A 23,355-nucleotide genomic window follows, 5' to 3' on the forward strand; every position below is an offset into this window, starting at 1 on the left:
CCGGAACCGGATCCATCAGCAACACCAAGCAGGGGAGAAGTCAAACATGGTTGCAGGAGTCACCGGGGTGATCTGGGCGGCGCGCCCGTCGGAGATCAATTCGGCCACCCTTCACGCGGGCGCGCACGCGATTCCGATCTCGGCCGCCGCCACCGCCTGGGGCGGGCTCACCGCCGCCTGGATCGACGCGACGACCACAGTCGCCAGGGTGATGGCCGAGCTCGGCGTCGGGATGCAGGGCATCAACGGTATCGCCGCGCTGAGCAAGCTCACCGGTTTCCTCGGTTGGTCCGAGCAGCAGGGCGTGCAAGCGGCCGCGATGGGTGCGAAGGCCGCGGCGAACGCCACCGCCTACACCGTCGCGTCCTTGGCGATGCCGAGCCCGCCGGAGATCGCCGCCGTCAACGCCGCCTTGGCCGCGTCGGCGAACCCGCCCGGCGTGCTCAGCGGCGCGTTCGAGGTCGCGGAAGTCGCCAGGCACGCCATGGACATCCGTGCCGCTCTGGTCATGGAGACCTACGAGGCCGCCACCAGCGCCATGGTCGCCACACCCGCCGAGTTCCTGCTGCCGCCGCCGATCGCCAAGGGCGCCGGAACGGCCAGCCCCGAGCAGGCGGCGGATACGACCACCGAGGTTCCGGCGGATCCGATCCAGGCCGCCGTAGCCGCCACCCAGGCGTTCTTGAGCAACCCCGGCGTGGCGAGCGCGGCCACTCAGGCCGCGCAGGCCGTCGGCTCGATCGCCACCACCGGTGTCTCCACCGTCGGAAACGTGGCGGGCAGCGCGATCGCAGCGGCGACCACCACCTCCGCGCCGACCTTCTCCGGCATGGCGCCGATGGTCATGGGAGCTGGTGCGGCCACCGCCACCGGCGCCGCGACTCGCGCGGTGTCGTTCTCCGGCCTCGGGTCGGCGGCCGGCATCAGCAATGGGTCGCTCAAGCTCCCGGAAGGCTGGGGCTCCAGCGGCACGATCGGTGGCTCCGCCCCGGTGCAGGAGACGGTCGCGGTCAAGCCCGTCGAAGCGGCGCCGGTCCGATCGGCGAACAACGGCAACGGCAACCCCCTGCTCGGCAACCAGGCGCGCAGCGACGAGGACGACGAAGCCGAGTACAACGGCCGGGACTACCTGCGGTCGACCGAGCACTTCAACGACGGCCGCTTCACCGCCGATGGAGTCATCGGCGGTGACCTCAGCGGGACGGTTAAGTGACCGTACTCGGTGCGGGCCGCGACCCGTCGACGCTCGACGCGGTCGTCCTGTCGCTCGACGAGATGCAGTTCCTCGTAGAGAAACTGCAGATCGAAGTCCCCGTCGTTCTGAACGCTCGGGCTCGTTACGACAACCTGACCGATCACAAAGCGGCGATGGACGCGGCCGCCGAGTCGCTCGCCCAGCGGGATCTCCTCTTCGACGATGTGCTGCATCGCGACCTGGAGAATCGGCTGCGCGCGCTGAACCGGCCACACTGGATCATCGCGCTGCGATTGATCGTCGATGGTTGGGTGAGCCGCTTCTGTCTGGCGAAGGGCGTCGACCTCGAGGTCGTCGCCCTTCGGGGGCAGGACTCCTACGTCATCGATGAAGCGGGAAACGATCTGCCCGGCACGGTTCTCGCGGCACTCGGTTACGCCGAGCCGCTGGAGCTGTACGGGATGAACGCCCCGACCGAAGAACTCGCCACGATCTTCGGCGACACCGGTGACGCCGCGGCCACCGCGGAGCGGCTCACGAAGGTGGGCAACCCTGCCCAGGATGCGAAGACCTTAGCGGCGGCGTTGGTCGAGATCCACTCGTTCGCCGAGATCGTCGGCGTGGTCTACGGCGACGGCACCAGAGACATGGCCGACAACCACATCGCCGTCTTCAATACGCGCGCAGGACGATTCATCGCGACCGCGAGCAAATCCGACGACGGCGTGAAGTGGACGTCGCTCAGCAGCGGAACTCCCGCTCGACTGCGCACGGCAGTGCAGGATCTGATCCATTCGCTACCGGAGCGCGAAGAGTTTCCCCGGAACCCAAAACTGTCCTGAGCAGGCGCTACCCCATCGGATCGTCGGAGGTCGGCGCGACGTCGTAGCCGAACGGCGGCGTGAACCGGCCCCACCGGATGCACTCCCACCCGCCGCTCGGCATCGGTACCAGCTCGATGGTCTCGGTGTTGTCCAGGTGGTTGTTCGTGGTGAACGGCGGCCGCACATCGGCCAGCGTGCGGCCGACGAGCCGCATGGCCGCGCCATGACTGACCACCATCACATCGCCGTGCTCGTCACCATCCGACGTCAGATACGTGTTCCGCAATTCCTCGATCGCGGGGAGGAACCGATCCAGGACGTCCTGGGCGGATTCGCCGCCCGGCACTCGCAGCCTGAGATCGCCTTCGTGCCAGGCACGGTAGATCTCCTGAAACGTGTGGTGCGCTTCCTCGCTGTGTTCCCCCTCCAGGTCGCCCGCCTGTACCTCGTGCAGTCCGTCGAGCACCATGGCGGCGACACCGGTCGCCGCCTCGATGTAGCTCGCGGTCTGGCGCGCACGCAGCGCCGCCGAGGAGAACAACACCTTCGGGGGTCGGAGAAGGTTTTCCCCGAACGTCTTCGCTTGTGCCGCACCGCGTTCGGTCAGCGGCAGTCCTGGGACCCTGGTGTCCAGCAGCTTGGCGACGTTGCCTTCGGTCTCCCCGTGCCGGACCAGGATCAACCTCCCGGTCATAGGTCCGCCATCCCCTTTCTCAACTGGATCAACCACTCCGCCGAGGCTTCGTCCGACGGTGGTGGCGTGCCGGTCGCGGAAGTCGCAGGCCACGACCCGAGAAAGCGGATCCGCGCGGTGCGATGCAGTGCCTTGAGCGCTTCCGCCACGGCGGTGTCGTCGATGTGCCCGACGCAGTCGAGATAGAAACGATAGGTGCCCATGCCGGTTCGGGTGGGCCGGGACTCGATCCTGGTCAGATCGATACCGCGGGTGGCGAATTCGGCGAAGGCGCGCATCAGCGAGCCCGGTACGTTCGGCAGCTCGAGCACGATCGAGGTGCGGTCGGCTCCCGTAGGGGGCGGCGCCACCGTGGGCCGGGTGCACAGTACGAACCGCGTGATCGCCTGCTCGTGGTCCGCGACCCCGGAGGCCAGTGCCATCAACCCCAGCCGTTCGCCGGCGAGGGCGGTCGACACGGCGGCATCCGCGTGGCCCGCCACCACGTCTTCCGCAGCCGCGGCATTGGACGCCGAGGTGTAGGGCTGCGCCTGGGGCAGGTGCTCCGCCACCCACAACCGCACCTGCGCGGCGGCCACAGGGTATGCGGCGAGGGTCCGCACGTCGGGCAGAACAGTGCCCGGCCTGCCGAGGATCGTGAAGCTCACCTCGAGTTCGGTCTCGGCGACCATCTGCAGCCGCGGACCGATTGCCAGCGAGTCGAGCGTCGCCGAGATCGACCCCTCGACGGAGCTCTCGATCGGCACCACCGCGCCCTCCACGTCGCCGGAGCGGACCAGCTCGAGCGCAGCCCCTTGGCTGGGCGCGGCTATCCGCTCGACGGGTCCGTCGAAGGTTCCCGATGATTCCAGTTGAGCGAGGGCCATCTCGGTGAAGGTTCCGGACGGCCCGAAGTACGCGATTCGCGGCACGGTTACGAGATTACTTGCGCGTTCGCCCGGCTCCCCACCAATCGCGGAGGCACGGCCACCGCGCGGCATCTGTTCCACCGCCGCCCGAGCGGCGTTCACCCTCTGTCGAGCACCCGCAACGCGGCGTTGACCTGGTCAACCGCCGCGGTTTCGATGGCGAGCAGGACGGACCGGACCGCATCGATCGCGGGCGGTTTCAGCGAAGTCAGGAAGGTGATATCGGGGTTGCGCAAGGCGGTGCCGATGTCTTCGCCGCACAGTGCGGCGGCCGTGGCGGCGACAACGGCCACCGCGCGGTCACCGGAAGAGGTCCGCGCGACGAAGCCGCTATCGGAGTGCGCGACGTGCGCGAGGAAGGCGGCGATCTCCGCGTCCGGGGCGTCCAGCTCGAGCGTCGGCGCGGCGGGGCTTGCACCGATGTTGCGGACCAACCCGTCCGAGAGACTGCGCCGCGGGGGCGCCGACAACGACACCAGCACCGGTGCTCCCGGTTCCATCCCTTCCGACACGCCCCAACCGTAACAACCCGCGTCGAACGAGATCGACACACTTCGCTCAGTCCGATCGGAACGCTTGCGGTACCGAGCCTTTGTCACTTAGCTTAGGGTAACCTAATCCACCCCCTGCCGCGCCGCCTGCTCCACGGAGGTTTGTATGCCGCGTCCGTCTCCGACCGTCGCACCGTCCACCGCCGAGCGGGTGCGCAGCGCGTGCGCCCACGCGGAGCAGGCGGTGCTCGCCATGCCGGGCATCGACCCGACGCCCGCGCCCGTGCACCACGTACGGCAGTGCGGCGACGCCGTGATCGCCGTGCCGACAGCCTCCGTCGCCGCGATCCTGGCGGGCAATTCCGGGGAGCACGGCGCGCCCGCGGTGCTGGAACTCACCGACCACGCGCCGCTGCCGCTGCGCGAGCCGGTGCGCGCCCTGGTCTGGCTGCGCGGCTGGGTGCGCGCGGTGCCGACCCGGGCGCAGCGCGCGCTGGCCGGTGAGGTGGCCAAGGAGCTGCCCCATCCCGGACTGCTCGACGTCGGCTTCGGCGCCACGCTGCTGCGGTTGGTGATCAGCTCGGCGGTGGTGGCCGACTCGACCGGCGCGGAATCGGTGACCAGCGACGAACTGCGCCTGGCCCAACCGGATCCGTTCTGCGCGATGGAATCCGCGTGGCTGCAGCACATGCAGGCCGACCACGCCGATATCGTCGCCCAGCTGGCCAGGCACCTGCCTGCGCACCTGCAGCGCGGCAACGTGCATCCGCTGGCCATCGACCGGTACGGGCTCACCCTGCGGGTGGAAGGACACGACGGCGATCACGACTTCCGCTTGCCGTTCAACGCCCCGGCCGACGACATCGAGGGACTCAGCCGTGCTGTACGCACCCTGGCCGGCTGCCCGTTCCTCAACGGCCTGCGCCGCATCTGAACCGGGTCGACGACGCGTTCGCCCACCCTGCGCACGGACTTCTGCCACCTTCCCGGGTGGTGCCGTCCCGACCGCATCCAGTTACCGGGCGACCGCCCGGGCAAGCGGATCGGGCGCGAAGCGTAGGGCCGCACCTCAGCGGGCGGCCGCGGGCCGCCACAAAGCGCCCACGGCGACGCGACGCGCGCCGGACAGGGCGAGCGCAATAGATTCGACCCATGCGCGCGGAGTCCGATGCCCAGTGGGACGAGACCGAGCCGACCGACCGGGAGCGACTGGCGATCAAACTCGAGATCGCGGTGGTGCTGCTCGTCACGTTCGGGCTCAGCGGGCTCAGTGCCGCACTCTCGCTGGTGGAGAGCGCGCTCGCCCGGGGCGGGATCGGTGGGCGGACCGTCGCGCTGAACCCGTCCCGGTCCACGCAATCCACCATCGACTTACTGTTCCAGCTGCTCAGCGTGCTACGGCTGGTCGGATGGGCGGCGCTGGGCCTGTATCTGCTGTGGCGCGGCGGCATCGGACCGCGACTGATCGGGCTGGCGAACCGGCTCCGGTGGCGCGCGGACGTGCTACCCGGCTTGACGCTCGCCGCGATCATCGGCCTGCCCGGCTTGGGGCTCTACCTCGTGGCACACGCACTGGGTCTCAGCGTGACGATCGTGCCCGCCTCGCTCGGCGACTATTGGTGGCGGCTGCCCGCGCTCATCCTCTCGGCCTGCGCGAACGCCCTGGCCGAGGAGGTCATCGTGGTGGCGTTCCTGCTCACCCGGCTGCGCAGGCTCGGCTGGTCGGAGAACTCGGCTCTGCTGACTTCGGCCCTCCTGCGTGGCAGCTATCACTTGTATCAGGGACTGGGCGGCGGACTCGGAAATTGTGTGATGGGCGTCATATTCGGGCGCTATTGGCAGCGCACGAACCGACTGTGGCCGCTGGTCCTCGCCCATGCGACCATCGACGCGGTCGCCTACATCGGCTACACCGTTCTGCGCGGCCATGTTTCGTGGCTCCCGTGACGCAACCGTGCCATCCGGAACGCTAACAACCCGATGCCGCCTGCGGATTAGCAAACAGCGCCGCTCCCGCGTGCGCCAGTGTCCACATGCGGCACCGCACAACCGCCCGATAAGTAGAGTTTCAGTGATGAACGGCGACGACCCCCAGCGCAACGCGCGTACGCGCCGGATGCCGCCGCCCGGCAGACCCGGTGAACCTCCGATGCGCCGGCGCATGCCTCCTCCTGGCCCCGGCGCGCCGCCGCCGATCGAGCCCACCCAGGTGGTGCGTCGCGATGGAGCGGGCGACCCGCACGCGCAGCCGTTGGCATATTCGCAGGTCCCGCCGGAACAGCCCAGGCGAATGCCACCGCCTCCCCCGGCCCGCAGGCACGGCCCCCCACAGCGCCCGGTGCCACATCACGAAGGTCCACCACACGCCCCGACACAGCGGCCGTTGCCACATCACGATGGGCCGACGCACGCGCCCACGCAGCGCCCGGTGCCCTACCACGAAGGTCCGCCCCCCACACCGCCCCGGAAACCCCGGCGGTTCCGCGAAGGACCACCACCGGCGCCGCCGCGCGGCCAACGCCCACCACGAGCGCCGCGACCGCGCCGCAAGCGCCACCCGTTCCGCTGGTTCCTGGTGATCCTGCTGGTGCTGGTGGTGGCCGCCGTCGGCGCCGTCATCCAGTTGGACAACTCTCTCAACCGCATCCCCGCGCTGGCGAACTACGCCAAGCGAGTCGGCGACACCCCTGGCACGAACTGGCTGCTGGTCGGCTCCGACGGCCGCGGCGGGTTGACTCGCGAGCAGGAGCAGGAACTCGCCACCGGTGGCGAAGTCGGTCCTGAGCGCACCGACACCATCATGCTCGTGCATGTGCCGAAATCGGGCAAAACCACCCTGGTGAGCCTTCCGCGCGACTCGTACGTCAGCATCCCGGGCCAGGGCAAGGACAAGCTGAACGCGGCGTTCGCCATCGGCGGGCCGGCGCTGCTGGTGCAGACGGTCGAGATCGCCACCGGCCTGCACATCGACCACTACGCACAGATCGGTTTCAGCGGCTTCGCGAGCGTGGTCGATACGCTCGGCGGCATCGACGTGTGCGTCCCCGAAGCGATCGACGACCCGCTCGCCGGCATCGATCTGCCCGCGGGCTGTCAACGCCTGAACGGACCGCAGGCGTTGGGCTTCGTCCGCAGCCGCGCGACCGCGCTGGCCGACCTGGACCGGATGAACAACCAGCGGATCTTCATGGCCGCCCTGCTGAAGAAGGCGACCAGCGGCGCCACGTTGGCCAACCCGTTCAAGCTCTGGCCGCTGGCCTCCGACACCGCCGAGTCACTGAGGGTCGACAACGACGATCACATCTGGAACCTCGGCGGACTGGGCTGGGCGCTGCGCGGCGAGACCGTCGCCACGACGGTGCCGGTCGGCGGATTCGACGACACGGACAGCGGCAACGTCCTGCTCTGGGACAAGGAGAAGGCCGGACGGTTCTTCGACGCGCTGGCCGCCGACCGCCCTGTCCCCGAGGACTTGCTCACGCGGTAGCGTCATTGCCATGCCGGACATCGACGAAGCCGACGAGTCCTTCCCCGACTTGCTGCGCACGCAGATCCGACAGGGATTCACCAGCGCCCAGCAGTATCTCGCCGCCGCCGTGTACTTCGACGCGCGCCGACTGCCGCGACTGGCCGGACACGCCTACGGCCGGTCGCGCGAGCACTACGGCAATGCGCTGCGCATGGTGCAGTACCTGCTGGACCGGGATCTGCCGGTGCAGATCGGCGGCCTGGGGGCGATCACCTCGACGTTCGAAAGTCCGCGCGGCGCAATCGCTTTGCTGCTGGAGCTGGAACAGGACCGCAGCACCAGGATCAGCGGCCTGGCTCGCGCGGCCCGTAACGCCGGCGACTATCTCGGTGAACAATTCGTCCGGTGGTTCCTCGAGGAACAGGTGAAGGACGTCGCCCGGATGACCACACTGCTGTCCGTGATCGACCGCGCCGACGGGCAGTTGTTCGATGTCGAGGAGTTCGTCGCCCGGGAGATGCGGACGCGGCCGCATACCGAAATCCCGGCGCCGAAAATGGCTGGAGCGGCACGGAATTAATTAGGCAACACTAGCCTCATTAAGGTTGTACTTGGGTGACACGCGACCGCCCCGGCGCTAATGTCGGTGCCATGTCAAGCCATCCGGAATCACCCCGCAGCAAATTTCACAGCCTGTTGCACGATCAGATCCGGCATGAATTCAATGCCGAGCATCAGTACATCGCGATTGCGGTGTGGTTCGACAATGCCGACCTGCCGCAGCTGGCCAAGCGGTTCTACAAGCAGGCCGTCGAAGAACGCAATCACGCGATGATGATCGTGCGGTACTTCCTGGACCGGGATATCAGCATCGAGCTCTCCGGCATCGACGCCGCGAAATCACGGTTCGAGAATGCCAGGGAACCGATCGCTCTCGCGCTCACCCAGGAGAAGACGGTCACCGAACAGATCATCCAACTGGCGAGCACCGCCCGTGAAGAGGGCGATTACCTGGGCGAACAGTTCATGCAGTGGTTCCTGAAGGAACAGGTCGAGGAAGTCGCGAACATGACCACACTGCTCACCATCGCCGATCGCGCCGGGTCGAACCTGTTCGACTTGGAGGAATTCGTCGCCCGGGAAATGAGCGGCCCGAGCGACGCCTCCGGTGCGCCTTCGGTGGCCGGCGGCTCCGTCTGACGGAGCTCGCCGGAAAGGTGCACAGGCCCGGTTCCCCAGGAACCGGGCCTGCCGCTGTCCGGGATGCCATTGTCCGTCGAATATCCGGAATTCCGGGAAAAGGGTTCTCCCGCATTTACCGAAGTTCGGTGAGACTTACCTATCCATCGGCGATATCGGTGGCAAACGGAAACCCCTGTTGCGCCGCTGGGCAGGCGCGGGGAAGCTCGAAGGATTCCGGGAGTCAGCGCAAAGTGACCTGACGCGACCGCAAGCCGTCGCGGGAGCGCCGCTCGTCGGCGGTCAGCGGGGTGTCTACCGCCAGCGCCTCGGAAAGGCGCGCACCGAACTCGACCGCCGGCTTCACCCATTCGTCGGGGTGCCGCTCCCGATCCAGATCAAACACCGGCACCAGCACGCCGTGGGTGCGGAACGACCCCGCGAACCGGGAACCATCGCCGAGGTGCAGCCCGCCGGAGGCGTGCACCCGCGCCAGCGCCAGCATCAGCGCGTCCTCGTCCTCCGGCCGCACCCAGCGGATATGCGCCTTCTCGCCGGCGTCCACCCACCAGGCCGCGCCGATCGCGTCCGCGTCCAGCCCGAGCCGCGCCGAAGGCATGATCGCCTGCTTGGCCTGCTCGATGGTGGCGGCGACCTGCGGATCCGGCTCGACACCCGCGGGCACCCACCAATCGAAGTCCTGGTGCACGGTCAGGTTCAGGCTCGCGCCGGGGTCGATGACGTCGGCCAGCCGCGGACCACCCGCGACGCTCTCCACAGAGGTCAGCGAGTCACCGGGCTCGGCGGACTGGGTCCACAAGATCGCCGCGGCCAGATCGGCGGCCGGGTCCGCGCCCTGGAACTGCACCTGCGCGCCGACATACCCGCTCGGCTCGTCACCAGCGCGCACCAATGCGGCCACCGCGCCGGGCAGCACCGTGGCGAGCACCACCGGGCGCTCTGCCGCGACCGAAGCCGCCAGCGTCAATTCCGCGGTGGCCGACGGCACGAATTCGCGCAGCGCGACCAGATCGCACTCCGCGGCCAGACCTTCGAACGGACGCGTGACGGTCTGTGCCGCCTGCTCCTGCGCTGCCCGCCGCTCGGCGAGACGCTGGGCCCGGTTCCCGCCGGGCTTAGGACTATTGCGCTTGCTCTTACCCACGAGGGGTCAACCTACACAGTGTTCGATCTGCCGCGCCCGCGGCGCGGCGTGTCTGTGTTGTTTTCCAGCGCCCGCGGCGTGCGTCGGGCTCCGGCTGCGTCGCGCCCGTCACGAACCGCCGGGAGCGCGCTCGCTTCTGTCGTACGCGCGAGCAGCGCGTACGAGGCGGCCGGTGGGAACGATCGGGTCGCGCCCGGATCAGGCGACGGGAAGCAGGGATTTGGTGCGGCCGGGGTGGTTGGTGGCGATCCAGCTGACGCCGAGGTCGGCGCACAGTTGGACGTCGCCGGGGTCGTCGACGGTCCAGCAGTAGGTGGCGCGGCCCGCGGCGGCGGCCTTGTCGACCAGATCGGGGTGCTCGCGCAACGTCTTCACCGAAGGGCCGACGGCCGTCGCGCCGACCGTCGTCGCCGCGGATCCGCCCAGGTAGCGCGACGATTCGCCGAGCAGGACGGTGGGCAGCAGCGGCGCGGCGCGGCGAATGCGCCAGACCGCGGTGGCCGCGAACGACATCACGACGGCTCGGGAGTGGTCGGCCGAGGCCGGGGTGGCGATGCCGAAGCGCTGGAGTTCGGCGAGCAATTTGTTCTCCACCAGCGCGCCGTAGCGAACCGGGTGCTTGGTTTCGATGAACAGCTTGGTCGGCCTGCTGCGCCAGTCCAGCACGAGGCCGATCAGCTCGCTGAGGGTCAGCACCGAGGCGGGCGAGCCGTCCGCGCCGAAATCCAGGGCTAGCAGCTCCTCCAGCGTCATCTCGCTGACCAGCCCGCTGCCCGAGGAGGTCCGGTCGACGGTGCGGTCGTGCACGCACACCAGATGCCCGTCCCTGGTCAGCCGGACATCGCATTCGACCCCGTCGGCGCCCTCCTGCAGCGCCAGTTCGTAGGCGGCGAGCGTGTGCTCGGGGCGCGCCGCCGAGGCGCCTCGATGCGCGACGACGAATGGCGCGCGACTGCCCTGGCTCACTTGGCCATAACCTCCTCCTGCTCACGGTCCTCAGCACCGTTGTCCTCGTGCGCCGGCTCGGCGTCCACCGGTTCGGCCGCGGTCCGCCGCCCGCCGGGATGCACCGGTTCGATCACCGGTACGGCGGGGTCGACCGCGATCAGCCAGCGGCGCGCGGTCCGATGGCGCCCGAGCAGGTCACGCCCCTCGATGGTGCGCAGCAGCCAGAGGGTCAGCAACGCGACCGCCGCGCCGACCGCGTCGGCGAACGCGGTGAACAGCACCCCGTCCGCCTGGGCCTGCAACGAATCCGCGGCTCGCCACAGTAGCGCGGCCGCCGCGACGAGGCCGCCGAAGACCCAGGCGGCCCACCAGATCCGGACCGCCCGGCTGATCCGAGGGTCACCTCGCAGCGCGGCCACTTCGCTCAGGAAAACGCCGGGCCACAGCAGGTTGACCACCGGGACCAGCGATCCGAACGCGAGCGCTCGCGGCGATCGCGGGTCGCGCCTGCCCGCAGCGGCGTAGGCCGACCGCCTGACCTCGATCAGTCTTCCGGCCGCGGCCGCCGCCGCCAGCAGCGCGAACACGATGGCGAGCACGCCCGCGCCGATCACCAGAGCGTCGGAAGCGAAGAGGACGGCGGGGTGGATCAGTCGCGTCCGGTTGCGCAGCAAGACCGCGTACCGCGCCAGTTCGGCGCAGGCCGCGAGCCCGAACACACCCGCGGTGGCGATGAGCAACTTGGTCACCGAGTCGGTCAGTTTTTCGAACGGGCGCCGTGCGGCGGCACCGGCCTGCGGTGGCGGGTCGATCAGCCCCCAGCGCGGGATCTGCGTGTACCGAGGCGTGCGACTCTGCGTGGCCGGCCGGGCAGACGGCTGCGCTCGGCGGCCGCGCTGGTCCGGTCTGCGCGCCACCCAGCGGTAGTTGCGGCGGTCGGCGGGCGCGTCGATCGGCGCGGGCGAGAGGAGGACGCCGCGGCAGCGCGGGCACCAGTGCATCGGCGCCCCTTGCACGGCCCAGCGCGCCCCGCAGCGCGCACAAGGTTGCACCACCGTACTCACCCGCGCACCTCGTTCTTTCGTCAGTAGATCTTCGCCTCGTGGTCGCCTTCCGCGACCAGCGGACGACCGGCCTGCTGCCACGCCACCATGCCGCCGTGGACCTGAACGGCCTCGTACCCGATGTGCGTGAGGTACTCGACCACCTGCAGGGACCGGCCGCCCTGCCTGCAGATGACATAGAGCGCCGCGTCGTACTCCAGCTCATCGATCCGGGCGGGGACGTCGACCATCGGGATGTGGATCGCCCCCGGGGCGTGTCCGAGCCGCCACTCGTCGTCCTCGCGGACGTCGAGCAGGATCGGTCGCGGCGTGTCGGCCGACGCGGGGACGCTGTCGAATTCGGCAGGCACATCCTCCACCGTCACCGACGGAACGTGGGGGCTCGTCACAGATTCGATCCTGCCATGGGCGGCGGACCGCCGCGCAGTTCCATGCCCGGGGAGCGGGCTCGACAGCGCGCGACGACTTCAGGTATGTTCTCCTCTCCGGAACTCGACCGCGCCCCCGCTCGATGCGGGTTGTGCATAACTCGGGCGAAGTTATCCACATAATCCACAGCCTGATCCACAGGCGTCGCTCACGACCAGCGTTTACCGAGCTCACGTCAACGCCCCAGCGACCGATCAGTTACCACCTGTGGGGACTTTCCGTACTTCTCGTCTGCAATCGACCGGCTGTGCATACCGGATGACGGGATACCGCCCTAACGCAGCGATGCGAATGGCCGATCCGGGACTCCCCTCCTGTCAATCCCGGAGCGGCCATTCGTCGCCGACGTCGGAACCTGCGGCCGAGAAGGTTCCGATATCTACTTGGACGGGGCCGGCCCGCGATCGGTTCCATCGAATGGTGAACGCCGCCGAAATACCGCGATCCGGCCGGGGCGCTCGGTAGCCTGGGGCTATGAACGCGAGCAGGGGGCTACGCCACGGAATGGATATCGCAGGTCTGAACATCGCGTTGTCCGAGGCCACATGCCTCGGTCTCGCAGTCGATGAGCCCGCGGGCGAATTGCGCCTCGAACTCGAGGTGCTGACTCTCCCCGAGCAGGGGACGGCGAACGAGGACTATCGGGTGCAGCTGACACTCACCGGCGTGAGCCGGGTCGCCGCGTCACTGCGCACGCAACACTGGGACGACCTCGAGCCGCAGGTACTGCCGCTGCAAATGGACGGCCTGGACGAGGCCATCCGCAGTTTCGGCGGCGGGCGGCTGCACGGCTGGGAGTTCATCGACCTCGACGACAGCAGTTGGGCGCTGTGGCGCGAACTGCTCAGCTTCGACACCCGGATCCGCGATCAGGAGTCCACGCACGTCCTGGAGTTCTCCCAGGAGGAGGGCATCGATCCGCGCGAGCTCGATATCCGGGTGTGGTTCGACGACATCGTCGTGCACGACGCGCGCGGCAACGAGATCCCCTTGGCGGAATTCGTCGCGGGCGGCGCGCGGTGGTGGCAGGCGCATGACGCGGGTGATCCCCGGGCGACACGTCCCGGTATCGCTCCCCCGCTGTGAGCGGCGCGCCCGCGATCTGCCCGAGCGAACCGCGCATCCGCTGCCCGGACGCGCGGTTACCCGTACTCAGGCGCCCGTGCCTACCGGGCAGCTCACTCCGGTGGCGTGCACCGGGCAGTATCCGCCGGGGTTCTTCGCCAGGTATTGCTGGTGATAACCCTCGGCGTAGTAGAAGGCCGCCAGGCCGGGCAGCGGCGAGATCTCTGTGGTGATCTGCCCGTATCCCGCCGCGGCCAGGCGCTTGCCGTATGCCTCGGCCGTAGACCGGACCAGATCGGCCTGCTCGGCGCCGAAGGTGAAGACGGCAGAACGGTATTGGGTGCCGCGATCGTTGCCCTGACGCATGCCCTGGGTGGGATCGTGGTTCTCCCAGAAGTGCCTGAGGATGCCCGCGTAGCCGATCACGGCGGGGTCGAACGCGACGAGCACCGCTTCGGTGTGCCCTGTCCGCCCGCTGCAGACCTCTTCGTAGGTGGGGTTCGGCGTGTACCCGCCGACATAACCGACTGCCGTGGTGTAGACGCCGTCGAGTTCCCAAAAGCTTTTCTCCGCACCCCAGAAACACCCCATCGCGACGACCGCGAGCTGGAGCCCCTCGGGGAACGGCGGAGGGATCGGGTGACCGTTGACGTAGTGGGTATCCGGCACGTCGAGCGGCTCCGCCCGGCCGGGCAGTGCTCGCTCCGGCGCGACCATGGCGGGTTCGGGGAGGCGCAGACGCCCCACTAGTTCGTCGTACCACGACATGGTTCGATGCTACGCGTGCGTTTCCCGTGGGGCCGATGTGCGTGATGTGACGGTGCGCGATTCGATGTTTGTGAGCGGCGTCACCGGAATGCGCGGGCGTGGGCCCGAGTTGGAATCGACCGGGTGTACGAATGATGGTTGGCTGTGCTCGGAACAACGGGCACAACCGGCCCGACATAGGAAGGGACATCGTGGCTGAGTACACGCTGCCAGATCTGGATTACGACTACAGCGCCCTGGAGCCCCACATCTCCGGGCAGATCAACGAGCTTCATCATTCCAAGCACCACGCCGCATACGTGGCCGGCGCGAACACCGCGTTGGAGAAGCTGGAAGCCGCTCGCGAGTCGGGCGATCACAGCGCCATCTTCCTGCACGAGAAGAACCTCGCGTTCCACCTGGGTGGGCACGTCAACCACTCGATCTGGTGGAAGAACCTCTCCCCCAACGGCGGCGACAAGCCGGTCGGCGAACTCGCCGCGGCGATCGACGACCAGTTCGGTTCGTTCGACAAGTTCCGCGCGCAGTTCACCGCGGCGGCCAACGGCCTGCAGGGCTCCGGCTGGGCGGTGCTCGGCTTCGACACCCTCGGCCAGAAGTTGCTGACCTTCCAGCTCTACGACCAGCAGGCCAACGTCCCGCTGGGCATCATCCCGCTGCTGCAGGTCGACATGTGGGAGCACGCCTTCTACCTGCAGTACAAGAACGTCAAGGCGGACTACGTCACCGCTTTCTGGAACGTCGTCAACTGGGCCGACGTGCAAGAGCGCTTCGCCAAGGCGACCTCGCAGGCCAAGGGCCTCATCTTCGGCTGAGCCGGCTCAGCACCCGAACCGGGTCCGCGAATCCGTCCGCCCACGCGGCCGGGATCGCGGGCCCGTTCTGTTTCCGGCGACGCGGACGCTTTGCCCAGCGCACCGCCACGCGCCGCGCGTTCGGCCTCGGCGAGGTGGTGCCCTATCCGTCGAGTACGCAGCACGATTGCCCGCCGTCCGCACTCCGGCTGTCCGATTGGCACTCTTTGGTACTTGTGTGCCAGGTGACTCGTGGTTCATATTCGGGAATCCACACAAATAGCACGGGCAAGGTCGCCCCCGGGTTCGACAACGGGAGGCAGGAATGCGCACGAACGAACCGATCGGCATCACGCCGTTCCACGCGCGCGGGTCGCTGCGTGGCTTCGTGATCTCCGGCCGCTGGCCGGACACGACCAAGGAGTGGGCCCAGGTACTGGTACTAGCAGTGCGTGTGGCCACGCTACCGGGCTTGCTGACGACCTCGACGGTGTTCGGGGTCCGGGAGGACCTGCCCGACGATCCCGCCCCCGGCACGGTCGGGCTGGTGATCGCCGAAGGCCCCGTGCTCGGTGACGAAGCGGTGGAGCCGGGTCGTTTCGCCGAGCATGTGCCGCCGGCGCTGCTGATGTTGCATCCGCCCTGCGAGACGCGCCCCTCACTGCCCGAATGCACGGGCGCAGCATCCGGCTGCGTCTTGCTGCCCGGTGTGCCCCACCTGGGGCTGGAACACCGCGCCGCCTGGGTGGAGGCGGAGTCGGACGGAACGGTTACCTCCCTGGTCAGCCGAGTCGGGCTCGACCCGATCAGCGATCCCGACACCGCGGTTCTGGCCATGCTGCTGGCTGCGTGAGGGTAGCCGAAACCTCAGACGTGGATCGCCAAACTTATTGTGCGCTTTGCGATTTCGATTACAGCGGGTTGGCAGGAGCGGCTCGCGCCGGTAGAGTCGGCTGCAGCGAAGGGGAGTAGCCCCCAATCACATAGTCGACATACTGACCCGCCGGTCCACACGGGCCCGGGTCCGGCTGTGTGAACCGGCATCCGTCCGGTGGGCGAGACCTTCGGCCTGGACAACCTTTTCGTTGTCGGCCGGAGTCCACCCGTAGCTCCGGCCGGCAGGCCGGAGACCTGGGAGCCGCCACACATGATCGCCACCGTATTGCTGAGTATCGGCATCGTCTTCCTCGCCGAGCTGGGCGACAAGTCCCAGTTGATGGCGCTGACGTTCGCGCTGCGCTATCGCTGGTGGGTGGTGCTCGGCGGCATCGCGACGGCGTCCGCCGCGGTACATCTGATCTCGGTCGGTGTCGGCCACTTCCTCGGTACGGCGCTGCCGACCACGGCGATCGCGGTGATCGCGGCCGTCACCTTCTTGGCCGTCGGCCTGTGGACCCTGCGCGAGCACTTCGGTCCCGGCGACGACGTCCCGGAGCCGAAGACGCCGAAGGCCGCCGGTGCGCCGTTCTTCGTGGTGCTGTCCGCGTTCCTGCTCGCCGAGCTGGGCGACCGCACCATGTTCGCGACCGCGGCGCTGGCCACCGACTACGACTGGGTGGGCGTCTGGCTGGGCTCGACCATCGGCATGGTCGCCGCCGACGCGCTCGCCATCGCGCTGGGCATCCTGGTCGGCAAGCATCTGCCGGAGCATGCCATCGGCATCGGCTCGGGCCTGCTGTTCCTCTACTTCGGTGCGGCGACGCTGTTCGGCGCGGCCGCACCCGGCCTCGGCGGCGTCGCGGTGGCCGGGCTGGCGGCGGTCGCCCCCGCGCTGGCCGGTGCGGCGCTGCTGCTCACGCGGATGGCTCGCCGCGCACGTCCAGCGCGGCCCCATACAGTCCACCGCCCCGGCGCAACAGATCCAGCAGCGGTTCCCGCAGCGCCAGCAGGCCGTCCGAATCCCCGGCCGCGATCCGAGCGGTGACCATCGCACCGACCGCCGCGGCCAGGGCCTGGCAGGCGAAGCGTTGCTGCTCGGTCCGCGCGTCGAGCACAGCGGCGATCAACTCGACGAATCGCTCTTGCAGCTGGGCCCGGCGCGCGATGGCGGCCGACCCCACCGCGAAGACCTCGACCAGGAACAACCGCGCACTCGCCGGATAGTCCACCAGATACTGCAGATAGGCGCGCAGGATCCGGTCCATCCCAGCCACGGCGTCGCTGTCGCCTTGCGCAGGCGCGGCCTCCTCCTGTTCGGTGGCCTCGGCGATCCGGTCCAGCAACAACTGCACCGCGCGCTGATAGGCCGCCTCGAAACAGTCTTCTTTGGAGCGGAACTGCTCGTAGAACGTCTCCCGTGACACGCCCGCCCGCTTGAGGATCGCCGCGACAGACGTTCCGATGTACCCGTTCTCGGCCATGGCCTCCGCCGTCGCGACGAGGATCCGCTCCCGCTGCGAGGCGATCACCTGCTCCCGCGGCAGGCCGTGCCTCCCACGAGGCAGACGTGCGCTGAGGGCCGATTCGGTCATACGGAGACTCCGGTGTTTCGGTCGAGCTGACAGGGCTGTTCCATTCTGCGCGGTCGGTTCTACCGCCCTGCCCGACAGGGTGCGCGCCGGGAACACCGATCGGTAACGAGTCGCGGGAGCCGTGCAGGGCCGCGCACGGAGCACCGGTTAGGGTGCAATTGACGAAAGGCCAACTGGCTGTCACAAACGAGAGGACCATCGTGGAGATTTCGGGTTCCGCCGCCATTGTCACCGGAGGCGCATCGGGCCTCGGCGCCGCCACCGCCAAGCGTTTCGCCGAGCTCGGCGCCACCGTCTTCGGACTCGATGTACCGCAGTCGATCGAGCGCGCCGGCGACAACGTGCCCGCCGGGGTCACCCTCATTCCCGCCGATGTCACCAGCAACGACGAGGTCGGCGCGGCTGTCGCGCAGGTCGTCGAATCCGGCGCGCCGTTGCGCATCGTGGTCAACTGCGCCGGTGTCGGCTGGGCAGGCCGCATCCTGTCCAAGAACGGCCCGCACGACCTGGAGTTGTTCCGCACGGTCATCACGGTGAACCTGCTCGGCACCTTCAACGTCATGCGGCTGGCCGCCGACGCGATCGCCAAGACCGACGCCGTGGACGAGTACGGCCAGCGCGGCGTCATCATCAACACCGCCTCGGTCGCCGCGTTCGAGGGCCAGATCGGTCAGATCGCCTACTCCGCGTCCAAGGGCGGCGTGCACGGCATGACCGTCCCGGCCGCGCGTGACCTGGCCCAGTTCGGCATCCGGGTGAACACGATCGCCCCCGGCATCATCGACACCCCGATGCTGGCCGGCGTCACCGAGGAGTACCGCAAGGGCCTCGAGGCGGGCGTGCCCTTCCCGTCGCGCCTGGGCCGTCCGGACGAGTACGCGCAGCTCTCGCAGTACATCGTCGAGCACGACTACCTGAACGGCGAGACGATCCGGATGGACGGCGCACTGCGCATGGCGCCGCGGTAATTCCGCTGCTCACTCCCGGCAGCGCGCGGCTCTTCCTGGGAAGGGTCGCGCGCTGTCGTCTGTCACCCCTGCGGCTTGTGACCGATGCCGAGGTACGCCGTGGTGGACAACGGAGAGTTCGGCCGGTACTTCTCGGCGAGGAACGTTTTCATGACGGCGGCGCGCCGAGCCCACTCCTCCGCGCTGACGCTGTGGCGCATGAGTTCCAGCGGGGCGCTGCTGCGCACCATGGTCTCCCACATCTGTTCGGGGTTGCCGAAGGTCAGCGCGATCGAATGCCGCTGGATGGACACGGCTTCGAAGCCCGCGCCGCGCATCTCCGATTCGAAGACCTCGGGATTCTCCAGGCTCAGGAAGTTCGGTTGCGGCTCCTGGATGTTCGGGTCGGCCGCGGTCAAGGCGCCGAACATCATCCGCATCAGCGGCGAGTCCGCGATCGGCGCCCAGCTCGACACCACCGCGGTGCCACCCGGCCGCAGCACGCGGAACAATTCGGCGAACCCACGGGCGCGATCCGGGAAGAACATCAGGCCGAACATGGAGAACCCCGCGTCGAAGCGATCGGATTCGTACGGCAGTTCCTGACCGTCACCCACTCGCGCCCGAATGTTCGTCAGCCCGGCGGCGGCGGCGTCCTTCGCCAGACGCGCGATCATCGACTCCGCGAAATCCAGCGCCTCGACCTGCGCCACCTGGCCCGCGGCCAGCAAGCTGAGCGTGCCCGGCCCCGCCGCCACATCCACGATGTGCGAAGTGGGCGACAGCGACGCGAACTCCAGCGCCCGCACCGCGAACGGCTGCATGATGGCGGGTGCGAACTCGGCGTATCCGTCGGCGACCAGATCCCACGGCGCGGCCACGGCAAGCGGGTTTGCGGACATGTTGTGACAATCCTTTCAGACATCCACATCTAACCGCGCCACCCGGGGGGGCGAACTCCCCAGTCCTGCGAATATGCCATCTCGGCGGTCACCGTAACCGAGAAATGGCCGAAATACCGCCGACCGCACCGGCCGCGACCGGAGGACAACGGCGTGGCCCTCCGGTCGCGGGCGATTCACAACGTGCGGGTGAGCCGATCGGTGAGGATGTGGGCGAAGTGCGCCGGATCCTTCAGTTCCCCGCCCTCGGCGAGCACCGCCGTGCCGAACAGCAGTTCGGCGGTTTCCGACAGCTCGGTCGCCGTGCCGGCGTCGGCCTCGTCCTTCTTGGCCGCGTACGCATCGCGCAGGCCGGTGACCAGCGGATGAGTCGGGTTGAGCTCCAGAATGCGCTTGCTCTCCGGCAGCGCCTGGCCCGACGCGCGGTACATCCGCTCCAGCATCGGCGTGAAGTCGAAGACGTCGCCGACCAGACAGGCCGGGGAGGTGGTGAGCCGGTTGGTCAGACGCACCTCCTTGACGTTCTGCTCCAACGTTTTGCCCAGCCAGGTCAGGACATCGGCGAAGTCCTTGTCCTGCTGCTCGCGCAGCGCCTCGGAGGCCTTCTTCTCCTCCTCGGTCTCCAGATCGACCTCGCCCTTGGCGATGGACTGGAACGCCTTGCCGTCGAATTCCGGCACCGAACCGACCCACATCTCGTCGACCGGGTCGGTCAGGATCAGCACCTCGCGGCCCTTGGCCTTGAACGCCTCCAAGTGCGGGGAGCTCTCGACCTGCTGACGGGTCTCGCCGGTCATGTAGAAGATCGTGTCCTGCCCCTCGGGCATCCGCTCCACGTACTGCGCCAGCGTGGTCAGCTCGGTATCGGAGTGCGTCGAGGCGAACGAGGACACCTGCAGGATCGTCTCGCGGTTGTCGAAATCCGAGAGCAGGCCCTCCTTCAGGACGCGGCCGAACTCCTTCCAGAAGGTCTGGTAGTTGGTCTGGTCCTCGGCGCCCTGCAGATCCTTGACCGTGGACAGCACCTTCTTCACCAGGCGCTTGCGGATCATCTGGATCTGGCGGTCCTGCTGCAGGATCTCGCGGGAGACGTTGAGCGACAGGTCCTGCGCGTCCACCACGCCCTTGACGAAGCGCAGGTACTCCGGCATGAGCTCTTCGCAGTTGTCCATGATGAACACGCGCTTGACGTAGAGCTGCACGCCGCGCTTGTGCTCGCGGGTGAACAGGTCGAACGGCGCGTGCGAGGGGATGAACAGCAACGCCTGGTACTCGAAAGTGCCCTCGGCCTTCAACGGGATGATCTCCAGCGGATCGTCCCAGCCATGGCTGACGTGCTTGTAGAACTCCTTGTACTCCTCGTCGGAGACCTCGCTCTTCGGGCGCGTCCACAGCGCTTTCATCGAGTTGAGCGTCTGGTCCTCGAGGACGGTCGTCTCCTTGGCTTCCTCACCTTCGCCCTCGGTGACGGTCCGCTCGACCTGCATGCGGATCGGCCATGCGATGAAGTCGGAGTACTTCTTGACGATCTCGCGGATCTTCCATTCCAGCGTGTAATCGAAGAGGTGATCCTCCTCGTCCACCGGCTTCAGGTGCAGCGCGACCGACGTGCCCTGCGGGGCTTCGTCGAGCTCCTCGATCGTGTAGGTGGAGCTGCCCGCACTCGACTCCCACCGAGTGCCGGTGGTCTCTCCCGCCCGGCGGGTGGTGAGCGTGACCTTGTCGGCCACCATGAAAGTCGAGTAGAAACCGATGCCGAACTGGCCGATCAGCTCCTCGGCCGCCGCCTCGGACTTGGCCTCGTTCAGCTTCTTGCGCAGTTCGGCGGTACCGGACTTGGCGAGGGTGCCGATCAGGTCGACGACCTCGGCGCGCGACATGCCGATGCCGTTGTCCCGCACGGTCAGGATCCGGTTGTCTTTATCGACCTCCAGCTCGATGTGCAGGTCGGAGGTGTCGACGTGCAGATCCTTGTCCCGGAAGGACTCCAGCCGCAGCTTGTCCAGCGCGTCGGAGGAATTCGAGATCAGCTCCCGCAGGAAGGTGTCCTTGTTGGAGTAGACGGAATGGATCATCAGCTCGAGCAGCTGATGGGTCTCTGCCTGGAACTCGAGTTGTTCGACGTGCTCTGTCACGTCGCGATGGTACCGCTGCGCGCCGGCTAGGGAGCCGAAGGAGGTACCCCCGCGTAACCCGGAACGGTCTCGGGCGACCGCGGATCGGCAAGCGGCGAGAAGTCGGCGAGACCGGGGACCTCGGCGTCGGCGCGGGTCGTCATCCACTCGCGCAGCACCTGGGTGGCGCGGACGTCGTCCTCGTTGTACTCCAGCAACCGGGTGCGCTGCGTCGAATCGGGCGCGGCGCCGTCGTAACCGACCGCGAGCCGATACCAGCTCATCGACGCCTCGCCGCCCGCCTCGGGGTCGCGCCAGGAGAACCCGGCGACCGGCGCGACCTTCTTCAGTCCCTTGCCGTTCGGGCAGATGAACTGGTCGGAGACGGCCTGGAACATGTCCACCCATTGCGGCCCGTCCACGAACGCGCGCACCTGCTCCACCGTCGGCACGCCGGGGCGCCCCGCGAACCGGCGCGCCGATTCGTACAGCCACTTGTCCTCGGCGGTGCGCGAATAGCAATACGCCGCAAACGTCTTGCCCGCCGCGGCCGCCTCGGCGCGCACCGTCATCAGCCACGTCCAGAACTCGCCGAAGGAGCGGCCCTCGTCCTCGGTGGGCAGTGGATCCCAGGTGACGAACGGGCGGTAGACACCGTTCAGCAGCGTCCCCCAGAGGTACGCGCCGTATTCCTGGAAACTCTCCAGGTCGACGTCGACCTCCACATCCGCCCGCCGCACCCGCACGCGCTCGACCCGCCGCACCACCGGCGCACCCGCGATCCATGCCCGCGCCGTGACCACGGCCTCGTCGAACGGGCCGTGCTGCCAGTCCTCGGGGTCATCCCCCGCCCAGGCGGCGAGCTCGTCGATCGTCTCGACGTTGTGCCCGCGCAGCACGTCGGCTCGCGAACCGGGCGCCACCAGGCTGACGTCGCGGTGCTCGATCAGCCAGTCCTCGCAGCTGGGGCCCTCGATGCCCCGCGTCCACCACGGGCACTGCCTGCACTCCGGCACCTTCGAGGGGACGGTCGGCAGCTCACCGCGCACCACCGCGATCCGGTCGGCGTAACGACGGTCGTAGTCGGCCAGCAGCGGAGCCAGATCGTGGACCAGGATGCGATCGAAGTCGAAGCCGATGACACCGCCGAGCAGCGCGGGGCTGGCCAGGCCGTGACGTTGCAGCATCCGGTGCAGGTGGGCCAGCCGCTGTTGGTCGCGCGGCTGTTGACGCAACTTGCGGTGCGGATCCGGCTGCGGATTCCAGTGGTAAGGGTCGGAGGTGGTGGGGTGAAAGTCGGCCGGTTCGGGCTGACGCGGGTCGGTCACCTTGTGGTTCACCACGATGACCGGGATGTACCCGCCGCGGTCGGCGTCGCGCAACAGGATCTCCGAGCCGCCGCGCCTGCCGGTGTCCGGCTCCTGCGGTAGCAGCCCGCCCCAGATGTGCCGTGTGCCTTCTTCGCACGCGCGCATGGTCGCTTCGGCGCGCTCGGCGGCGCGTAGGCCGGAATCGATCACCACCCAGGCGTCGGGGTCGGCGCCGACCAGCGCGTCGCGCACCCGGGCGCGGTGCGCTGCTGCGGCGTCCCGGCGCTGCCGTACGCCCGCGTCCTCCGAGACCTCCGCCAGCGCGCCGGGATGGGCGGCGTCCAGATGCAGCCGATGGCGGCAGCCGATCAACGCCCTGGCATCGATGAAGGCGGTCGGCACGTCGGTGGCCCGATCCACGGCCGTTCCGTTGCGCTTGCGACCGTCCCGGTCACCGATGTCCGAATCCACGCTAAGCAGTATGGTCCCTACCCCCGACAGTGTTGAATTCCAGCGCCTGCGGCGCTGGGTGTTCGCGGCCCCCTCATGGCTCGCGTCCGAGCGACCGCCGCTGGCGACTGCGTCGCGGACGCGGCGGCCGCTCGAACGCGAGCCGGG

The 23,355-nt window shown here is 68.5% G+C and carries 23 protein-coding genes and 1 pseudogene; 12 read left to right on the top strand and 12 right to left on the bottom strand.

Annotation, left to right across the window (positions count from 1 at the left end; translation table 11 throughout):
* Nucleotides 1-46: 46 nt before the first annotated feature.
* Together ACWEKR_RS21385 and ACWEKR_RS21390 are read left to right on the top strand one after the other, a co-directional pair.
* Nucleotides 47-1,213 (top strand): PPE domain-containing protein, encoded by a 1,167-nt coding sequence (locus tag ACWEKR_RS21385; protein ID WP_452355954.1) that lies wholly within the window; start codon nt 47-49, stop codon nt 1,211-1,213.
* Nucleotides 1,210-2,037, top strand: a complete 828-nt coding sequence (locus tag ACWEKR_RS21390) for an ESX secretion-associated protein EspG (RefSeq protein WP_159849112.1) — start codon at nt 1,210-1,212, stop codon at nt 2,035-2,037. The genes ACWEKR_RS21385 and ACWEKR_RS21390 overlap by 4 nt, the downstream gene beginning before the upstream one ends.
* Before the next feature lie 7 nt (nt 2,038-2,044).
* On the opposite strand, the gene ACWEKR_RS21395 is transcribed toward ACWEKR_RS21390, so the two are convergent.
* From ACWEKR_RS21395 to ACWEKR_RS21405, 3 genes are all read right to left on the bottom strand, one after another.
* Nucleotides 2,045-2,713 (bottom strand): histidine phosphatase family protein, encoded by a 669-nt coding sequence (locus tag ACWEKR_RS21395; RefSeq protein ID WP_452355955.1) that lies wholly within the window; start codon nt 2,711-2,713, stop codon nt 2,045-2,047.
* The gene (pheA, locus tag ACWEKR_RS21400) at nt 2,710-3,624 is read right to left on the bottom strand and encodes a prephenate dehydratase (RefSeq protein WP_452355956.1); all 915 of its coding nucleotides are present in this window, start codon (nt 3,622-3,624) and stop codon (nt 2,710-2,712) included. The genes ACWEKR_RS21395 and pheA overlap by 4 nt, the downstream gene beginning before the upstream one ends.
* 95 nt (nt 3,625-3,719) lie before the next feature.
* Nucleotides 3,720-4,133 (bottom strand): hypothetical protein, encoded by a 414-nt coding sequence (locus ACWEKR_RS21405; protein WP_452355957.1) that lies wholly within the window; start codon nt 4,131-4,133, stop codon nt 3,720-3,722.
* A gap of 145 nt (nt 4,134-4,278) precedes the next feature.
* Between ACWEKR_RS21405 and ACWEKR_RS21410 the strand changes: the two genes are divergently transcribed.
* The 5 genes from ACWEKR_RS21410 (at nt 4,279) to ACWEKR_RS21430 (ending at nt 8,781) form a co-directional block, all read left to right on the top strand.
* Nucleotides 4,279-5,046, top strand: coding sequence for a DUF2470 domain-containing protein (locus tag ACWEKR_RS21410; protein ID WP_452355958.1), 768 nt, complete (start codon nt 4,279-4,281; stop codon nt 5,044-5,046).
* A 218-nt stretch (nt 5,047-5,264) separates the two neighbouring features.
* Nucleotides 5,265-6,059 (top strand): CPBP family intramembrane glutamic endopeptidase, encoded by a 795-nt coding sequence (locus ACWEKR_RS21415; RefSeq protein WP_452355959.1) that lies wholly within the window; start codon nt 5,265-5,267, stop codon nt 6,057-6,059.
* 127 nt (nt 6,060-6,186) lie between these two features.
* Complete coding sequence (locus ACWEKR_RS21420) at nt 6,187-7,599, top strand: LCP family protein (RefSeq protein WP_452355960.1); 1,413 nt, start codon at nt 6,187-6,189, stop codon at nt 7,597-7,599.
* 10 nt (nt 7,600-7,609) lie between these two features.
* The gene (locus ACWEKR_RS21425; protein ID WP_452355961.1) at nt 7,610-8,161 is read left to right on the top strand and encodes a ferritin; all 552 of its coding nucleotides are present in this window, start codon (nt 7,610-7,612) and stop codon (nt 8,159-8,161) included.
* Nucleotides 8,162-8,232: 71 nt separating this feature from the next.
* Complete coding sequence (locus ACWEKR_RS21430; protein WP_452355962.1) at nt 8,233-8,781, top strand: ferritin; 549 nt, start codon at nt 8,233-8,235, stop codon at nt 8,779-8,781.
* Between the two features lie 223 nt (nt 8,782-9,004).
* Here the strand turns inward: ACWEKR_RS21430 and ACWEKR_RS21435 are convergent, their stop codons facing one another.
* The 4 genes from ACWEKR_RS21435 to ACWEKR_RS21450 all read right to left on the bottom strand — a co-directional run bounded on the left by ACWEKR_RS21435 (nt 9,005) and on the right by ACWEKR_RS21450 (nt 12,326).
* Nucleotides 9,005-9,925, bottom strand: coding sequence for a DUF5926 family protein (locus ACWEKR_RS21435; RefSeq protein ID WP_452355963.1), 921 nt, complete (start codon nt 9,923-9,925; stop codon nt 9,005-9,007).
* 198 nt (nt 9,926-10,123) lie between these two features.
* Nucleotides 10,124-10,891, bottom strand: a complete 768-nt coding sequence (locus tag ACWEKR_RS21440; protein ID WP_452355964.1) for a glycerophosphodiester phosphodiesterase — start codon at nt 10,889-10,891, stop codon at nt 10,124-10,126.
* Nucleotides 10,888-11,937: a DUF4328 domain-containing protein gene (locus tag ACWEKR_RS21445; protein ID WP_452355965.1), complete on the bottom strand. Its 1,050-nt coding sequence runs from the start codon at nt 11,935-11,937 to the stop codon at nt 10,888-10,890. Before ACWEKR_RS21445 ends, ACWEKR_RS21440 begins: the two co-directional genes overlap by 4 nt.
* A 20-nt stretch (nt 11,938-11,957) precedes the next feature.
* Nucleotides 11,958-12,326: a rhodanese-like domain-containing protein gene (locus ACWEKR_RS21450; RefSeq protein WP_195085077.1), complete on the bottom strand. Its 369-nt coding sequence runs from the start codon at nt 12,324-12,326 to the stop codon at nt 11,958-11,960.
* Nucleotides 12,327-12,840: 514 nt separating this feature from the next.
* Here ACWEKR_RS21450 and ACWEKR_RS21455 point away from each other — a divergent pair.
* Nucleotides 12,841-13,452, top strand: coding sequence for a hypothetical protein (locus ACWEKR_RS21455; RefSeq protein WP_452355966.1), 612 nt, complete (start codon nt 12,841-12,843; stop codon nt 13,450-13,452).
* A gap of 66 nt (nt 13,453-13,518) precedes the next feature.
* Here ACWEKR_RS21455 and msrA read toward each other — a convergent pair whose 3' ends face one another.
* Nucleotides 13,519-14,199, bottom strand: coding sequence for a peptide-methionine (S)-S-oxide reductase MsrA (gene msrA, locus ACWEKR_RS21460; RefSeq protein WP_452355967.1), 681 nt, complete (start codon nt 14,197-14,199; stop codon nt 13,519-13,521).
* 191 nt (nt 14,200-14,390) lie between these two features.
* Here msrA and ACWEKR_RS21465 point away from each other — a divergent pair, with 191 nt between their 5' ends.
* The 3 genes from ACWEKR_RS21465 to ACWEKR_RS21475 all read left to right on the top strand — a co-directional run bounded on the left by ACWEKR_RS21465 (nt 14,391) and on the right by ACWEKR_RS21475 (nt 16,917).
* On the top strand, nt 14,391-15,014 hold the full coding sequence (locus tag ACWEKR_RS21465; protein ID WP_039794275.1) for a superoxide dismutase: 624 nt from the start codon (nt 14,391-14,393) through the stop codon (nt 15,012-15,014).
* Between the two features lie 304 nt (nt 15,015-15,318).
* The gene (locus ACWEKR_RS21470; protein ID WP_452355968.1) at nt 15,319-15,846 is read left to right on the top strand and encodes a peptidase; all 528 of its coding nucleotides are present in this window, start codon (nt 15,319-15,321) and stop codon (nt 15,844-15,846) included.
* A gap of 294 nt (nt 15,847-16,140) precedes the next feature.
* Nucleotides 16,141-16,917, top strand: coding sequence for a TMEM165/GDT1 family protein (locus tag ACWEKR_RS21475; RefSeq protein ID WP_452355969.1), 777 nt, complete (start codon nt 16,141-16,143; stop codon nt 16,915-16,917).
* A 331-nt stretch (nt 16,918-17,248) separates the two neighbouring features.
* Here the strand turns inward: ACWEKR_RS21475 and ACWEKR_RS21480 are convergent.
* Nucleotides 17,249-17,464, bottom strand: a pseudogene (locus tag ACWEKR_RS21480) (helix-turn-helix domain-containing protein); the annotation flags it as partial.
* A 200-nt stretch (nt 17,465-17,664) separates the two neighbouring features.
* Here ACWEKR_RS21480 and ACWEKR_RS21485 point away from each other — a divergent pair.
* Complete coding sequence (locus ACWEKR_RS21485; protein WP_159849142.1) at nt 17,665-18,432, top strand: SDR family NAD(P)-dependent oxidoreductase; 768 nt, start codon at nt 17,665-17,667, stop codon at nt 18,430-18,432.
* A gap of 62 nt (nt 18,433-18,494) precedes the next feature.
* Here ACWEKR_RS21485 and ACWEKR_RS21490 read toward each other — a convergent pair whose 3' ends face one another.
* From ACWEKR_RS21490 to ACWEKR_RS21500, 3 genes are all read right to left on the bottom strand, one after another.
* Nucleotides 18,495-19,313, bottom strand: coding sequence for a class I SAM-dependent methyltransferase (locus tag ACWEKR_RS21490; RefSeq protein ID WP_452355970.1), 819 nt, complete (start codon nt 19,311-19,313; stop codon nt 18,495-18,497).
* 176 nt (nt 19,314-19,489) lie between these two features.
* A complete protein-coding gene (gene htpG, locus ACWEKR_RS21495; RefSeq protein ID WP_452355971.1) occupies nt 19,490-21,448 on the bottom strand; it encodes a molecular chaperone HtpG in 1,959 nt (652 codons plus the stop codon).
* A gap of 26 nt (nt 21,449-21,474) precedes the next feature.
* A complete protein-coding gene (locus ACWEKR_RS21500) occupies nt 21,475-23,139 on the bottom strand; it encodes a TM0106 family RecB-like putative nuclease (protein ID WP_452355983.1) in 1,665 nt (554 codons plus the stop codon).
* Nucleotides 23,140-23,355: the final 216 nt, after the last annotated feature.

Source organism: Nocardia sp. NPDC004573 (assembly GCF_053602135.1).